The 16156-nt window shown below is 72.0% G+C and carries 14 protein-coding genes; 13 read left to right on the top strand and 1 reads right to left on the bottom strand.

The window, feature by feature from the left end; genetic code table 11:
• Nucleotides 1-74 precede the first annotated feature (74 nt).
• Nucleotides 75-770, bottom strand: coding sequence for a transcriptional repressor LexA (gene lexA / locus AC0B61_RS27230; protein ID WP_471743603.1), 696 nt, complete (start codon nt 768-770; stop codon nt 75-77).
• A gap of 529 nt (nt 771-1299) precedes the next feature.
• On the opposite strand from lexA, the gene nrdR reads away from it, so the two are divergent.
• The 13 genes from nrdR (at nt 1300) to AC0B61_RS27165 (ending at nt 16028) form a co-directional block, all read left to right on the top strand.
• Nucleotides 1300-1800, top strand: coding sequence for a transcriptional regulator NrdR (gene nrdR, locus AC0B61_RS27225; RefSeq protein WP_471743519.1), 501 nt, complete (start codon nt 1300-1302; stop codon nt 1798-1800).
• Nucleotides 1801-2009: 209 nt separating this feature from the next.
• Nucleotides 2010-4919, top strand: a complete 2910-nt coding sequence (locus AC0B61_RS27220; protein ID WP_471743517.1) for a vitamin B12-dependent ribonucleotide reductase — start codon at nt 2010-2012, stop codon at nt 4917-4919.
• Nucleotides 4920-5093: 174 nt separating this feature from the next.
• Nucleotides 5094-5330 carry an RNA polymerase subunit sigma-70 gene (locus AC0B61_RS27215; RefSeq protein ID WP_471743515.1) on the top strand — a complete coding sequence of 79 codons (237 nt, stop codon included), beginning with the start codon at nt 5094-5096 and terminating at the stop codon, nt 5328-5330.
• 3 nt (nt 5331-5333) lie between these two features.
• Nucleotides 5334-5906: a Clp protease N-terminal domain-containing protein gene (locus AC0B61_RS27210; RefSeq protein WP_471743513.1), complete on the top strand. Its 573-nt coding sequence runs from the start codon at nt 5334-5336 to the stop codon at nt 5904-5906.
• A 335-nt stretch (nt 5907-6241) separates the two neighbouring features.
• Nucleotides 6242-8059 (top strand): sensor histidine kinase, encoded by a 1818-nt coding sequence (locus tag AC0B61_RS27205; RefSeq protein ID WP_471743511.1) that lies wholly within the window; start codon nt 6242-6244, stop codon nt 8057-8059.
• Nucleotides 8056-8508 (top strand): roadblock/LC7 domain-containing protein, encoded by a 453-nt coding sequence (locus tag AC0B61_RS27200; RefSeq protein ID WP_471743510.1) that lies wholly within the window; start codon nt 8056-8058, stop codon nt 8506-8508. The genes AC0B61_RS27205 and AC0B61_RS27200 overlap by 4 nt, the downstream gene beginning before the upstream one ends.
• Nucleotides 8505-8873 carry a DUF742 domain-containing protein gene (locus AC0B61_RS27195; RefSeq protein WP_471743508.1) on the top strand — a complete coding sequence of 123 codons (369 nt, stop codon included), beginning with the start codon at nt 8505-8507 and terminating at the stop codon, nt 8871-8873. The genes AC0B61_RS27200 and AC0B61_RS27195 overlap by 4 nt, the downstream gene beginning before the upstream one ends.
• Complete coding sequence (locus tag AC0B61_RS27190; RefSeq protein ID WP_471743506.1) at nt 8854-9561, top strand: GTP-binding protein; 708 nt, start codon at nt 8854-8856, stop codon at nt 9559-9561. Before AC0B61_RS27195 ends, AC0B61_RS27190 begins: the two co-directional genes overlap by 20 nt.
• Nucleotides 9558-10802, top strand: a complete 1245-nt coding sequence (locus AC0B61_RS27185; protein WP_471743504.1) for a cytochrome P450 — start codon at nt 9558-9560, stop codon at nt 10800-10802. Before AC0B61_RS27190 ends, AC0B61_RS27185 begins: the two co-directional genes overlap by 4 nt.
• Nucleotides 10803-10837: 35 nt before the next feature.
• A complete protein-coding gene (locus AC0B61_RS27180) occupies nt 10838-12112 on the top strand; it encodes a cytochrome P450 family protein (RefSeq protein WP_471743502.1) in 1275 nt (424 codons plus the stop codon).
• Nucleotides 12113-12431: 319 nt separating this feature from the next.
• On the top strand, nt 12432-13814 hold the full coding sequence (locus tag AC0B61_RS27175; protein ID WP_471743500.1) for an ABC transporter substrate-binding protein: 1383 nt from the start codon (nt 12432-12434) through the stop codon (nt 13812-13814).
• Nucleotides 13815-13926: 112 nt separating this feature from the next.
• Nucleotides 13927-14964: a carbohydrate ABC transporter permease gene (locus AC0B61_RS27170; protein ID WP_471743499.1), complete on the top strand. Its 1038-nt coding sequence runs from the start codon at nt 13927-13929 to the stop codon at nt 14962-14964.
• Nucleotides 14961-16028: a carbohydrate ABC transporter permease gene (locus AC0B61_RS27165; protein ID WP_471743497.1), complete on the top strand. Its 1068-nt coding sequence runs from the start codon at nt 14961-14963 to the stop codon at nt 16026-16028. The genes AC0B61_RS27170 and AC0B61_RS27165 overlap by 4 nt, the downstream gene beginning before the upstream one ends.
• The last annotated feature ends 128 nt before the right edge of the window (nt 16029-16156 follow it).

Genomic DNA, 16156 nt, shown 5'->3' with positions numbered 1-16156 from the left:
CTCCCCGCACGCGCGGTGGAGCCCCTTCCCGGTGCCGTGGGCCCGCCCCGGGCATGCCGGGGCCGACGGGAGGCTCAGAGGCGGCGCAGGACCGCGACGACCTTGCCCAGGATGGTCGCGTTGTCGCCGTTGATCGGCTCGTACGCCGGGTTGTGCGGCATCAGCCAGATCCGGCCGTCCTCGCGCTTGAGGCGCTTGACGGTGGCCTCGCCGTCGATCATCGCGGCCACGATGTCGCCGTTCTCGGCGACCGGCTGGCGGCGCACGGTGACCCAGTCGCCGTCGCAGATGGCCGCCTCGATCATCGAGTCGCCGCGCACGGTGAGCGCGAACAGCTCGCCCTCGCCGACCAGTTGGCGGGGCAGCGGGAAGACGTCCTCGACCGTCTGCTCGGCCAGGATCGGCCCGCCGGCGGCGATCCGGCCCACCAGCGGCACGTAGGAGGTGGACGGGCGGCCGGCCGTCTCGGCGGTGTTGGGACGGGCCACCTCGACGCCGCGGACCTCGTAGGCGCGCGGGCGGTGCGGGTCGCGGCGCAGGAAGCCCTTGCGCTCCAGGGCCATCAGCTGGTGGGCGACCGAGGAGGTGCTGGACAGGCCGACGGCCTGGCCGATCTCGCGCATGGACGGCGGGTACCCCCGGCGCTGGACGGAATCCCGGATGACCTCGATCACCCGGCGCTGGCGCTCGGTGAGGCCGGCCTCGTCGGTGCGGATGCCGGGGGGGCGGCCGGGCATCGCCCGGGTGGGTGAGGCGTGGGCGTCGTCCATCGCGGAAGAGTGTTCGATCGGCTGGTCGGGCACGCGGTTCGAGCCGGAAAGGGCCGTGCCGGCCAGGCGGCGGTCTTCGCTACGGTCCATGCTGATGTCCACACCCTGCTGATTGTTGGTGCGCTGCCCCACCTTGAACTGGGAGTGTTCCTGCACCGGGATGGTGTTGCTTTCGATCGTGTTCACGGCGGCCCCTCTCGACGGCTGTCCTCTCCCCTTTTCCAGCCCAACGCCCCTCCTATCGAAAGGTTGCGCCAAACACACGTTCGAGTGAATTATTCGGGAGTTGGCTGACTCGATCAAGGCTTTGTTGTACATCGAGTAAACGTTCGATTCGAACTCGACTCAGGCAGTCTAATCGGCGCCGACACGCCAGGGGTGTCGCTTCCCCCGGAGGCCTACATGTAGTGGCTACAGTCCTCTCCGTGCCCAGTACTAGTGGTCGCGCCGCATGATCAGCTTGCCGAGGCCGGGGGCGCATCGCATAGACTCAACACGTCCGAACGTTCTGCCAGGGAGGGATCCCGAGGTGCACTGCCCCTTCTGCCGGCACTCCGACAGCCGCGTTGTCGACAGCCGGACCACCGAGGACGGCAGCTGTATCCGCCGTCGTCGGCAGTGCCCGGACTGCGGTCGCCGCTTCACCACGGTGGAGACGGCGGCGCTGATGGTCGTCAAGCGCAGCGGCGTCACCGAGCCGTTCTCCCGGCAGAAGGTCATCACCGGCGTCCGCAAGGCCTGCCAGGGCCGCCCGGTCACCGAGGACGCGCTGGCCCAGCTCGGCCAGCGGGTCGAGGAGTGCGTGCGCGCCAGCGGGAACGCCGAGCTGACCACCCACGACGTCGGGCTGGCCATACTCGGCCCGCTCAAGGAACTCGACGTGGTCGCCTACCTGCGGTTCGCCAGCGTGTACCAGGCGTACGACGGACTGGAAGACTTCGAGGCCGCCATCGCGGAACTCCGCGTGGAACGGCCCCGCACCCCCGAGACGGACGACGCCTGCGTGTCCGTCTCCGCCGCCGCCCCCTAGGAGGCGCCGGCGTACCGGCCCCCGAGCGGGCCCAGCCGCACCACATCGGCCCCACGGGGCCCCGGCGTGCCCGGAAACGGGGCGCAGAACACTACAAACCGTGCGTAAGCAGGCAGCGTCCCCGCCTGCCCGCACACCGGAAGAACGAACCAGCGGTGCCCGGACTTTTCCGGGCACTTCGGGCGTTTGCCCAGGAGGAGGAGCGAGAAGTGACAGACACCACGAGCGGTTCCGCACGCGGGTCGAAGTCCGACAAGGCCACGGGCAAGGGCGCCAAGGCCCCCAAGGGCGGCCTGCGGATGGAACGCATCCACACCACTCCTGGCGTGCACCCGTACGACGCGGTCCGCTGGGAGCGGCGTGACGTCGTCATGACCAACTGGCGTGACGGGTCGGTCAACTTCGAGCAGCGCGGCGTCGAGTTCCCCGACTTCTGGTCGGTCAACGCCGTCAACATCGTCACGTCCAAGTACTTCCGCGGCGCCGTCGGCACCCCGCAGCGCGAGTGGAGCCTCAAGCAGATCATCGACCGCGTGGTGCTCACCTACCGCGCCGCCGGCGAGAAGCACGGCTACTTCGCCACCACGGACGATGCCGACGTCTTCGAGCACGAGCTGACCTACGCCCTCCTCCACCAGGTGTTCAGCTTCAACTCGCCGGTCTGGTTCAACGTCGGCACCAAGCAGCCCCAGCAGGTCAGCGCCTGCTTCATCCTGTCCGTCGACGACTCCATGGAGTCGATCCTCGACTGGTACAAGGAAGAGGGCATGATCTTCAAGGGCGGCTCCGGCGCCGGCCTCAACCTCTCCCGGATCCGCTCCTCCAAGGAACTGCTCTCCTCCGGCGGCAACGCCTCCGGCCCGGTCTCCTTCATGCGCGGCGCCGACGCCTCGGCCGGCACCATCAAGTCCGGTGGCGCCACCCGCCGCGCGGCCAAGATGGTCGTCCTCGACGTCGACCACCCCGACGTCGAGGCCTTCATCGAGACCAAGGTGAAGGAGGAGGAGAAGATCCGCGCCCTGCGCGACGCGGGCTTCGACATGGACCTCGGCGGGGACGACATCGCCTCCGTCCAGTACCAGAACGCCAACAACTCGGTCCGCGTGAACGACGAATTCATGACCGCCGTCGAGAACGGCACCGAATTCGGCCTGCGCGCCCGGATGACCGGCGAGGTCATCGAGACCGTCGACGCCAAGAAGCTGTTCCGCAAGATGGCCGAGGCCGCCTGGGCCTGCGCCGATCCCGGCATCCAGTACGACTCCACCATCAACCACTGGCACACCTGCCCGGAGTCCGGCCGCATCAACGCGTCCAACCCCTGCTCCGAGTACATGCACCTGGACAACTCCAGCTGCAACCTCGCCTCGCTCAACCTGATGAAGTTCCTGAGCGACGACACCGCGTCCGACGGCAGCGACGTGTTCGACGCCGAGCGCTTCGCCAAGGTCGTCGAGCTGGTCATCACCGCGATGGACATCTCCATCTGCTTCGCCGACTTCCCCACCGAGAAGATCGGCGAGACCACCCGCGCCTACCGCCAGCTCGGCATCGGCTACGCCAACCTCGGCGCCCTGCTGATGGCCACCGGCCACGCCTACGACAGCGAGGGCGGCCGCGCCCTGGCCGGCGCCATCACCTCGCTGATGACCGGCACCGCCTACCGCCGCGGCGCCGAACTCGCCGGCGTCGTCGGCCCGTACGAGGGCTACGCCCGCAACGCGGCCGCCCACCAGCGCGTCATGAAGCAGCACGCGGACGCCTCGCTCGACGCCGTGTCGCTGGACGAACTGGACGCCCCGGTCTGGCTGGCGGCCAACAAGACCTGGCAGGACGTCCTGCGCGTCGGCGCGCAGAACGGTTTCCGCAACGCCCAGGCCTCGGTCCTCGCTCCGACCGGCACCATCGGCCTGATGATGGACTGCGACACCACCGGCGTCGAGCCCGACCTGGCCCTGGTCAAGTTCAAGAAGCTCGTCGGCGGCGGCTCGATGCAGATCGTCAACGGCACCGTCCCGCGCGCCCTCGAGCGCCTCGGCTACCAGGACGAGCAGATCGAGGCGATCGTCGCCCACATCGCCGAGCACGGCAACGTGGTGGACGCGCCGGGCCTGAAGTCCGCGCACTACGAGGTGTTCGACTGCGCGATGGGCGAGCGCTCCATCTCGCCGATGGGGCACGTGCGGATGATGTCGGCGATCCAGCCGTGGATCTCCGGCGCCATCTCCAAGACGGTGAACATGCCCGCCGCCGCGACCGTCGAGGACGTCGAGGAGATCTACTTCGAGGCGTGGAAGATGGGCGTCAAGGCGCTCGCCATCTACCGCGAGAACTCGAAGGTCGGCCAGCCGCTCTCGGCCAAGAAGAAGGAATCCGAGACCAAGGCCGCGGAGGCCCCGGCCGCCGTGGTCGAGAAGGTCGTCGAGTACCGCCCGGTCCGCAAGCGCCTGCCCAAGGGCCGTCCGGGCATCACCACCTCCTTCACGGTCGGTGGCGCCGAGGGCTACATGACCGCCAACTCCTACCCGGACGACGGCCTCGGCGAGGTCTTCCTGAAGATGTCCAAGCAGGGCTCGACCCTCGCGGGCATGATGGACGCCTTCTCGATCGCCGTCTCCGTCGGCCTGCAGTACGGCGTGCCGCTGGAGACCTACGTCTCGAAGTTCACCAACATGCGCTTCGAGCCGGCCGGCCTGACAGACGACCCGGACGTGCGGATGGCGCAGTCGATCGTCGACTACATCTTCCGCCGCCTGGCGCTGGACTTCCTGCCGTTCGAGACCCGCTCGGCGCTCGGCATCCACTCCGTCGACGAGCGCCAGCGCCACCTGGACACCGGCTCGTACGAGCCGCTGGAGGCCGAGGAGCTCGACACCGAGGCCCTGGCCCAGTCGGCCCCGGTGGCCCCGGCGGCCGCCAAGCCGGCCCCGGCCGCGACTCCGGCCGTCGAGGCGCCCAAGCCGGCTCCGAAGCAGGCCCACAACTCCACGGAGCTGATGGAGATCCAGCTCGGCCTCAACGCCGACGCGCCGCTCTGCTTCTCCTGCGGCACCAAGATGCGCCGCGCCGGCAGCTGCTACCTCTGCGAGGGCTGCGGCTCCACCAGCGGCTGCAGCTGACGATCCCGGTGTTCGCCTCATGAGGTGAACTCCTGAAGCGGGGCGAGGACTTCACGGTCCTCGCCCCGCTTTTCGCGTTCCGGGGCGGGCGGCCGAGGGCCGCGCGCGGTTCGGCCGCCAAGGTGGTGTCAACCAGGGTTGACATTCGTCCGAATGTCAACCAGAGTTGACACCATGAGCGAGAGCGGAGAACTCGCGGCCGCGGCGAGCAGTCGTGACCCCGCGGTGGGGCTCCGGGCGGTCCGCGCGCTGCGCGACCTGGCGGACCGCCTGGAGGCCCTGCAGGTGGGCAGCGCCCGGTCGCGGGGCTGGTCGTGGCAGGACATCGCGGTCTGCCTCGGAGTGACCAGGCAGGCGGTGCACAAGAAGTACGCCCGACGGGGGCCCGGCAAGGACCAGGATGGAGGCTGAACCATGTTCGAGCGTTTCGACCACCAGGCACGGCACGTGGTGGTCACGGCCCAGCAGGAGGCCAGGGACCTGCGGCACGGCCACATCGGGACGGAACACCTGCTGCTGGCGATCCTGGCCCAGCCGGATGATCCGGCCGCCGGCGTCCTGATCGGGCTGGGCCTGGACCATGCGGCGGCCCGGCAGGCGGTCCTCCGGCTGCACGGGCGGGGCGACGACGCCCAGGCGCTGGCCGCGATCGGAGTCGACCTGGACGCTGTGCGGGAGGCGGTCGAGTCGGCGTTCGGCAAGGGGGCGCTGGACGCGCCGCCCGAGGAGGAGCCCAAGGGCCGCGGCTGGTTCCGCTCCGGCGGGCAGGCCGGGCAGGGCGGCCGCGTGCCCTTCACCTCCCGGGCCAGGAAGGCGCTGGAGCTGTCACTGCGCGAGTCGCTGCGGCTGAAGTCCGGTCACATCGCCGTGGGGCACCTGCTGCTCGGGGTGATCCGCGAGGGGGAGGGGCTCGGCGTGCGGGTGGTCACCGACCACGGGCTGGACCTGAAGGCCGTGCGGCAGGCGGTCGAGGGGGCGCTGGCCTGATCGCCGGCCCCGGACGCCGGCCCCGGACGCCGGCCCCGGACGCCGGCCCCGGACAACGGCCCCGGACGCCGGCCCCGGACGGTGCGGCGGTTGCGTCGCCAATCGGTGTGTGCGGCGTGAAGCAAGGAGATTGGCCGTCAATTGTCCGCTTGAGGGCAATGTCTGAATCGATATGATCGGCCGAAAGGGTGAACCGATCAGCTGCCCGGAGACGTTCCCTGACGTCGCCGGGCGGTCTCGTATGCGCCCCGACCGGTTGTCGACGGTCCCGGCCGTCGCCGACCCGCCGCCCGCCGTGCCGCCGCCGCCCGCCGACGTTGCCGAGGACCGCACCGATGAGAGAAGCCACCAGCCCCGACGGGCGGCCGCGCCGACGGCCCGCGTCGCGCACCGCCGCCCTGACGGCGGCCGCCGTCCTGCTGGCGCTGGCCGCCGCACCCGTCGGCATCACCCGGGCACTGGGCGCGCACCAGCCGCTCACCGCGCTCGCGGTGGGCGCCGTCGCGGTGCTCTGGCTGATCGCCGTCGGCCTCGCGGCGATCGGCGCCGAGCGCTCCCGCACCCTCGCCGAGGAACTGGCCGCGCAGCACCGGGAGACCACGACGGCGCTGGCCGCCGCCGCCTCCGCGCGGCAGGCCGCGACAGCCGCCGAAGAACGCGCCACCGCCGCGCTGAGCGAGCGGGACGCCGCCCGCCGGCAGCAGGCCCGGGCCGAGACGGATGTCACCGCCGGGCACGCCGAGCTGACCCGGGTCCGAGCCGAACTGGACGCCGAGCGGGCCGAGGCGGAGGCGGCCCGGGCACGGGCCGAGGCCGAGCGCGCCGAACTGGACCGGATCGCCGACGGCGTCCTGCCCGAGGTGGTGAAGAAGCTGCGCGCCGGCGCGGCCGTGGACAGCGCGCTGGCCGCGCACCGCAAGCACCCCCAGTACGCGCTGCTGCGCGCCGTCGGCGAGGAGATCGGCCGGGGCGAGCGGCTGCGGGCCGCCGCGCTCGCGGTCTGCGCGACCGCCGCCGGGCGCGTGCAGGCGCTGGCCACGAGCATGCACGCCGAGTTGCGCGAGATGCAGCACCGGCACGACGAGGAGGTCCTCGGCGACCTGCTGCGCCTGGACCACGCGACCGCCCAGGCGGGCCGGATGGCCGACAGCATCGCGGTGCTCACCGGCGCCCGCTCGGGCCGCCGCTGGGCCAAGCCGATCGCGGTGGAGTCGGTGCTGCGCGGCGCGCTCGGCCGGATCGGCGCCTACCAGCGGGTGCGGCTGCACAACGCCAGCACCGCCGCCGTCGCCGGGTACGCCGCCGAGGGCGTCATGCACGCGCTGGCCGAACTGCTCGACAACGCCACCAACTTCTCCGCCCCGCCGGCCGAGGTGCACGTCTACGTCGAGGAGGTGTCCGCCGGGCTGGCGGTCACCGTCGAGGACAGCGGCCTCGGCCTGAGCGACAGCTGGCTGCGCCGGGCCGAACGGGCCGTCTGCGCCGAGCCGCTCGACCTCACCACGCTCTCCGCCGGCACCCGGCTGGGGCTCGCGGTGGTCGGCTCGCTGGCGCGCAAGCACGGGCTGCAGATCTCCTTCCGGCCGTCGGCGCGCGGCGGTACGGGGGTGGTGATGCTGATCCCGCAGCAGCTGCTCTCGCATCCGGCTCCGGAGCCCGCGACGGCGCCCGTCCTGACGCAGGCGCCGGTCGCGGAGCCCGTACGCCCCGCGCTCGCCCCCGCGCGCCCGGCTCCCGCGCGCCCGGCTCCCGCGCGCCCGGCTCCCGCGCGCCCGGCTCCCGCGCGCCCGGCTCCCGCGCGGCCGGTTCCCGCTGTTCCCGCCGTTCCCGCTCAGCTGCCGCCCGCGTCCGCGCCGATGACCGACAGCGGCCTGCCGCAGCGCCGTCGCGGCCAGACGATGGCCACCACCGCCCCGGCGACGGCCCCGGCGGCGAAGCCCGTACGCGCCGACGCGGCGGTGGCGGCCGCCCGGTTCGGCGCGTTCCGACGGGCCGCCGCCCGTCCCCTGGAGGTCGCGCAGCGCGCCACCGGGACGCCGACCACGGACACCGGCATGGGCACCGGCACAGACACAGGCTCCCGTACAGACACAGGCACCGGTACAGACACCACGCCCGACGCTTCCCCCGTCACCGAGAAGGACTCCCGATGAGCAGCGCCACCGACCGTGACCTCGACTGGCTGTTGGAAAACCTGCTGGCGGCAACCCCCGGCGCCCGGCACGCGCTGGTGCTCTCCGCCGACGGCCTCAAGCTCTGCCACACCGCCGGGCTGAGCACCGACCAGGCCGATCAGCTGGCCGCGATCGCCTCCGGCCTGCAGAGCCTGGCGCACGGCGCCTCGATCGAGTTCGGCGACGGCAGCGGCGGCGTCCGGCAGTCGATGACCGAGTTCCACGGCGGCATCCTGTGCATCGTGGCGGCCGGCGAGGGAGCGCACCTGGCGGTGGTCACGGACGAGGAGGCGGACGTCGGCGTGGTCGGCCACAACATGCACGGCCTGATCGAGCAGATCGGCGTCCACCTCAGCGCGCCGGCCCGCAGCGCGCAGGCCGATCCGGACGAGGTGGGCACCGCGCCGCGAGAGAGCGCCCGGGCATGACCGCCGGGCCGGTGCTGCCGGGCCGCGACGACGACCCGGACCGCCTCTACACCATCACCCGGGGTCGTAGCCGCGCCCCGGAGAACGCCTTCGACCTGGTCACCCTGATCGTCGCCGAGCGGCGGCCGGCGTCGGGGATGCAGTCGGAGCACGCCCGGATCCTGCGGATGTGCGAGGCCCCGACCGCCGTGGTGGAGGTGGCGGCGGAGCTGGCGCTGCCCGTCTCGGTGGTGAAGATCCTGCTCGGTGACCTGCTGGAGTCCGGGGCGGTCACCGCCCGCCATCCCCGGTTCGCGCCGAACAAGGCCCGGCTGCCCGACCTCGACACGCTGAAGCAGGTGCTGCATGGCCTCCAACGGCTCTGATCCGGCCGCGAACGGCGCCGGCCCGGCCGTGAACGGCTCTGATCCGGTCGCGAACGGTTCCGACGTCGGGCCCGCCGTCGGGCGCACCCCGCTGCGGGCGACGGCCGACAACGCGCTGAAGATCGTCGTGGTCGGCGGCTTCGGGGTCGGCAAGACCACGCTGGTCGGTTCGGTCAGCGAGATCCGTCCGCTGAACACCGAGGAGGTGATGACCCGGGCGGGGGAGGGCATCGACCCGGCCGGTGCCTGGGGCAAGCGCTCCACCACGGTCGCCTTCGACTTCGGCCGGATCACCCTCTCCGAGCGCCAGGTGCTGTACCTGTTCGGCGCGCCCGGGCAGGAACGTTTCTGGTTCCTCTGGGACCGCCTGTTCAGCGGCGCTCTCGGCGCGGTCGTCCTGGTGGACACCCGGCGGCTGGAGGAGTCCTGGTACGCGATCGACCGGCTGGAGCACCACGGCACCCCGTTCATCGTGGCCCGCAACAACTTCGGCGAGCCGACCCACAGCCTGGAGCAGGTCCGCGAGGCGCTGGACCTGTCGGCCGGGGTGCCGCTGGTGGACTGCGACGCGCGCGACCGCGAGTCCGGCAAGCGGGTGCTGATCGACCTGGTCCACCATCTGACCGCCCTGGCCGAGGCCGAAATGGCTGCCCCCGCACCGTCGATGTACGAGGAGAGCACCCCGTGACCGAGCCCGCCGCCACCCCGCCGCCGGGCTGCCCGGCGCACGCCGCCGCCACGCCGCTGTACGGGCCGCGCTTCCAGACCGATCCGGCCCAGCTCTACCGCGAGCTGCGCGCCGCACACGGCCCGGTCGCCCCGGTCGAGCTGGCCGGCGGCGTGCGCGCCTGGCTGGTCATCGGCTACCGCGAGCTGCAGCTGGTGACCGGACAGCCGCAGCTGTTCGGCCGCGACTCCAGCCGCTGGCACGCCTGGGAGACGCTGCCCGAGGACTGGCCGCTGAGGCCGATGATGGCGCCCGTCCCGTCGGTCCTGTACGCCGAGGGTGAGGAGCACGTCCGGCGCTCGCGTGCGGTCACCGACTCCCTGGCCGGAATCGACCCCTACGAGCTGCGCAAGCACGCGGAGGAGATCGCCGACCGGCTGATCGACGAGTTCGCCGGGCGCGGCGAGGCCGACCTGGTCGCCGAGTTCGCGAACCGGATGCCGCTGCTGGTGCTGTGCCGGGTGCTCGGGCTGGACGAGGAGCAGGCGCCGCAGCTGATCGCGGCACTGCTGGCCATGCTGGACGGCGGCCCGGACGCGCCGGCCGGGGCACAGCGGCTGCTGGAGCTGATGCTCGCCCTCGTCGAGGAGAAGGCCGAGCGCCCCGGTGCCGACGTGGCCTCCCGGATGCTGGCACACCCGGCCGGGCTGACCCACGACGAGGTGATGCGCGACCTGCGGGTGCTGCTGATCGCTGGCCACCAGCCCTGCTCGTACTGGATCTCCAACGCGCTGCGGCTGATGCTCACCGACGAGCGGTTCGCCGCCTCGCTGGCCGGGGGCCGGCGCAGCATCAGCCAGGCGCTGAACGAGGCGCTGTGGGAGGACACCCCGACGCAGATCTTCGCCGGGCGCTGGGCGGTGCGGGACACCCAGCTGGGCGGTCAGCGGATCGGTGCGGGCGACCTGCTGCTGCTGGGCTTCGCCGGGGCCAACGCGGACCCGTCGGTCCGGCAGCCCGACGGCCGGCCGGCCGAGGGCAACCGGGCGCACCTGAGCTACTCGTACGGCGAGCACGGCTGCCCGTTCCCGGCCCAGGAGGCGGCGGAGGTGATCGCCACCACCGCGATCGAGGTGCTGCTGGACCGGCTGCCGGACCTGCGGCTGGCGGTGGCCGAGCACGCGCTGGTGTGGCGGCCGTCGGCCTGGGTGCGCGGGCTGGTGGCGCTGCCGGTCTCGTTCACCCCGGGGCAGGCGGCGTGACCCGTCAACGCCCGTCGGCCGAAGGAGGGTTGCCGATGAGCGCCGCTTCGGCCCCAGCACCGGCTCCAGCTCCAGCTCCGGCCCCGACATCAGCCGCGGCCTCGACCGGGGCACCGATCGTCCTCGACCCGCTGGCCCGCGACAGCGCGGCCGAGGGAGCCCTGCTGCGGGCCGCCGGCCCGGCGGTGCCGGTCGAGCTGCCCGGCGGGGTCGCCGCCTGGGCGGTGACCCGGCACGCGGCCGCGCGCGAACTGCTGACGGACGGCCGGCTGGTGAAGGACGCCGCGCACTGGGCGGCCTACCAGCGCGGCGAGGTGCCGAAGACCTGGCCGCTGATCGGCCTGGCGGTGCCCGGCCCGAGCATGGTGACCACGGACGGCGCCGAACACCGCCGGCTGCGGGCACTGGTCGCGCAGGCCTTCACCCCCCGGCGGGTGGAGCTGATGCGGCCGCGCGTCGAGGAGACCACCCGCGCGCTGCTGGACGCCCTGGCGGCGGGGGAACCGGTGGTGGACCTGAAGGCGGCCTTCGCCTTCCCGCTGCCGATGACGGTGATCTGCTCCCTGCTGGGCGTGCCCGAGTCGGACCATGGCGTGCTGCGGGACCTGTACGAGCGGTTCTTCGGCATCAAGCCGGACCCGGCGGGCATCCAGGCGACCGTCGCCGGGCTGAACGCCTTCGTCAACGACCTGGTGTCGCAACGCCGTTCGGCGCCTGGGGAAGACCTGGCGAGCGCACTGCTGGCGGCCGACACCGAGGGCGGGGCGCTGACGGACGCGGAGGCGGCGGCGACCCTGCGGGTGATCATCGCGGCCGGCCACGAGACCACGGTGAACCTGATCGGCAACGCGGTGCGGGCGCTGCTGGCGCACCCGGACCAGCTGGAGCTGGCCCGCTCCGGGCAGGTGCCCTGGGACGCGGTGGTGGAGGAATCGCTCCGCTGGACGCCGCCGACCAGCAACTTCCTGTTCCGTTTCACCACCGCGGACGTCCCGGTCGGCGAGGTGGTGATCCCGGCCGGCGAGCCGGTGCTGGTCTCGTACAACGCGATCGGCCGGGATCCGCTGCAGCACGGGGTGACGGCGGAGCTGTTCGACATCACCCGGGATCCGACCCGGCACCTGTCCTTCGGCCACGGCCCGCACGTCTGCCCGGGCTCGCCGCTGGCCCGGCTGGAGGCGGGGGTCGCGCTGCCGGCGCTGTTCGCGCGGTTCCCGGAGCTGGCGCTCGCGGTGCCGGACGCCGAGCTGCGGCCGAGCCCGTCGCTGGTGGTGAACAGCCTGCTGGAGCTGCCGATCCGGCTGTTCTGAACCGGCGCCTCTGGCTCGGCGTTTCTGACCCGCCGTCGTGCCGTCGGCCCCGTCCGGGTTCCCGGGCGCGGCCTTCGACTTGTGGTGGCGGCCGTCCGGAAAACGGCTGGTGGCGGGTCACGGTCCGGACACCGGCTGGTGAAGGTCGAACGTGGACCTTGGCGGGGACCGGCTGCTGCGTTAACGTCTTCGATCAGTCCGGGCCCCCGTCCGTGCTCCCCGTAGGCCCACCCTGCAGCCCCACCCCCTTGACCCATCTCCGGTACAGCGCAATCTCGTTCAGCCACCGTCGACAGCACGCCCTGGCGAGGAGACCGCATTGACCCCCAACCCGACCGCGCCGCAACCGCGTTCCCGCCGCCGACTGGTCGCCGTACCCGCCCTGCTGGCGGCACTGGCGCTGACCGCGGCCTGCTCCAACAGCTCCGGCGGTTCGGGTGGCGGCGGCGCGACCCAGTCGCTGTCCGGCGACTGCGCCAAGTACCAGCCGTACGCCGGACATTCGGGCACGACCGTGACGATGTTCGCCTCCATCCTGAGCCCGGAGTCGGACAACCTGGAGAAGTCCTGGGCCGAGTTCGGCAAGTGCACCGGGATCAAGATCAGCTACGAGGGGTCGAACGACTTCGAGTCCCAGCTGCCGGTCCGGGTGGCCGGCGGCAACGCCCCGGACTTCGCGATCGTCCCGCAGCCGGGCCTGCTGGCGCAGATGGTCAAGAGCGGCAAGGTGGTGAAGCCCCCCGCCCAGACCGTCGCCAACCAGGACAAGTGGAGCCCGGTCTGGAAGACCTACGGCTCGGTCAACGGCACCTTCTACGCCGCGCCGATGAGCGCCAACATGAAGTCGCTGGTCTGGTACTCGCCGAAGGCCTTCAAGGCGGCCGGCTACGAGGCACCCAAGACCTGGGCTGACCTGATGGCGCTCAGCGACCGGATCGCCAAGGCCGGCGGCCCCAAGCCCTGGTGCGGCGGCATCGCCTCCGGCACGGCCACCGGCTGGCCGGCCACCGACTGGCTGGAGGAGGTGGTGCTGGGCACCTACGGCGGCGAGGTGTACGACCAGTGGGTCGGCCACCAGGTGAAGTTCTCCGACCCGAAGATCACCACGGCGATGAAGACGATCGCCGACTGGATGCAGAACCCGGCCTGGGTCAACGCGGGCTTCGGCGACGTGAAGTCGATCGCCACCACCACCTTCCAGGACGCGGGCACACCCGTCCTGAGCGGCAAGTGCCTGATGCTGCAGCAGGCCTCCTTCTACGAGGCGCAGTGGCCCAAGGGCACCAAGGTCGGCCCGGACGGGGACGTGTTCGCCTTCCACCTGCCGGCGGTCAACCCGTCCGTCGCCAACCCGGTCGAGGGCGGCGGCGAGTTCCTGGCCGCCTTCTCCGACCGGCCCGAGGTGCAGGCGGTGCAGAACTACCTGTCCAGCTCCGACTGGGCGAGTAGCCGGGTGAAGACCGCGAGCGGCTGGGTCTCGGCCAACCAGGGCGTCGACAAGAGCCTGTACACCGACCCGATCGACAAGCTCTCGGCCGAGGCGCTGACCGACCCGGCGGCCACCTTCCGCTTCGACGGCTCCGACCTGATGCCGGCCGCGATCGGCGCCGGGCAGGAGTGGAAGTCGCTGACCGCGTGGTTCGCCGAAGGGCAGTCGATCCAGAAGACCGCCGCCGACATCGACGCTGCCTGGCCGCAGTAGCCGACGCTCCGGCCGCTCCGGAGTGTCACAGGACCACCTGTCGAGGGCGGTGCGGGGCCACCCACCCGCACCGCCCGCCCCCTTCCCACCGCACCCGAAGGGACGCACGGTCATGTCCGTAACCGGATTCCCGTCATCCGCCGCCGCGTCGGCCACCGAGAGACTGGCGGTCGGCTCCTGGGGCGACGCGGCGGTCAAGTTCGGCAACACCTTCGGGGCCGTCGCGGGCTTCCTCGGCATCCTGCTGGTGGTCTTCCTGATCGCCGGCCGGGCCCGGGGCCGCCTGGCCCGGCCGCTCGCGGTCGCGGTCTTCCTCGGCCCGGCGGTGCTGCTGCTGGCCGTCGGCCTGGTGGTGCCGCTGGTCCGCACGGTCTACCTGAGCCTGCAGAACGACGACGGCAGCCGGTTCGTCGGCGGCGAGAACTTCGGCTGGGCCCTCAGCACCGACTCGGTCCAGAAGGTGCTGCTCAACACCCTGCTGTGGCTGGTGGTCGCGCCACTGGTCGCGACCGGGCTGGGCCTGGCGCTCGCCCTGCTGGTGGACCGGATGCGCGGCCAGTCGGTGTACAAGTCGCTGATCTTCATGCCGATGGCGATCTCGCTGGTCGGCGCCTCGATCATCTTCAAGTTCGTCTACGAGTCGCGCGGGCCGGGGCAGCCGCAGATCGGCCTGCTCAGCCAACTCGCCGTCGCGGTGGGCTGGGACGACCCGCCGAACTGGTTGCTCTCCCAGCCGCTGAACACGTTCCTGCTGATGGCGGTGATGGTCTGGGTGCAGACCGGCTTCGCCATGGTGGTGCTGTCGGCGGCGATCAAGGCGATCCCGGACGAGGTCGTCGAGGCGGCCCGGCTGGACGGCGCGAACGGGCTGCGGCTGTTCTGGTACGTCACCGTGCCGATGATCCGCACCACGGTGATGGTGGTGCTGACCACCGTCATGATCATCACGCTGAAGGCCTTCGACATCGTCCGCACCATGACCGGTGGCAACTTCGGCACCCAGGTGCTGGCCAACGAGATGTACTCGCAGTCCTTCGTGCAGTTCAACTCGGGACGGGGCAGCGCCCTCGCGGTGATCCTCTTCCTCGCGGTGCTGCCGCTGGTGGCCTACAACATCCTGCAGCTGCGGAAGGAGCGTGAGGTGCGGTGAGCGCGCAGCGGAAGTCCTCCGACCCGAAGTCCTCCGACCCGAAGTCCTCCGACCCGAAGTCCTCCGACCCGAAGGGGTCCGCGCCGGAGGCGTCAGCGCCGGCGGCGTCCGTCCCGAAGGCATCCGCCCGGCTGGCTGGTGGTCCCGGCAGTCCCGGCGGCCCCGGCAACCCGGTCCGCAAGGCCTTCAGCAGCCCGTTGTCCTCGGTGTTCGTGATCGCGGTGACGGTGCTCTGGACGGTCCCGACGCTGGGCCTGCTGGTGACCTCGCTGCGGCCCAAGCAGGACGTGACGTCCAGCGGTTGGTGGAACGCCCTCCTCCACCCGGACTTCGGCCTCGGCAACTACCACGCGGTGCTGTTCGAGGGCGGCTCCGGCGCCTCCACCGGCCTGCTGCCGTTCCTGGTGAACTCGCTGGCGATCAGCATCCCGGCGACCGTCTTCCCGCTGGTGCTCGCGGCGATGGCGGCCTACGCGCTGGCCTGGGTGCGGTTCCGGGGGAGCGACGCGGTGTTCTTCACGGTGTTCGCGCTGCAGGTGGTGCCGCTCCAGATGGCGCTGATCCCGCTGCTGCGGCTGTTCGCCTCCGGAGCGCACCTGGGCCCGTTGACGCTGGTCCCGGCGGTGGACCTGAAGGGCAGCTACGCGCCGGTGTGGCTGGCGCACACCATGTTCGCGATGCCGCTCGCGGTGTTCCTGCTGCACAACTTCATCGCCCAGCTGCCGCGGGACCTGATGGAGGCGGCGGTGGTGGACGGCGCCTCGCACTTCAAGATCTTCCGCTCGATCGTGCTGCCGCTGAGCGCCCCGGCGCTGGCCTCGTTCGCGATCTTCCAGTTCCTGTGGGTCTGGAACGACCTGCTGGTCGCGCTGACCTTCGCGGGCGGCACTCCCGAGGTGGCGCCGATGACGGTGCGGCTGGCGCAGCTGTCCGGCTCGCTCGGCGGGCGCTGGGAGCTGCTGACGGCGGGGGCGTTCCTGTCGATCATCGTGCCGCTGATCGTCTTCTTCAGCCTGCAGCGGTACTTCGTCCGGGGGCTGCTGGCCGGGTCGGTGAAGGGCTGATCCGAGGTGAGCGCGTTCTGAACACGTTCAGAACGAACTTTTGAACCCGTTCAGAATGGTCTACAGTCGGCAACGACGGGGGTGCCGAGCGCGCCCGTCGGCGGACTGCCGCCACGGCGGCCTCCGCA

It is taken from the genome of Kitasatospora sp. NPDC023385 (assembly GCF_055664045.1).
The sequence above is the reverse complement of the archived record's forward strand: the minus strand, read 5'-3'. Positions and strand labels throughout refer to the sequence as shown.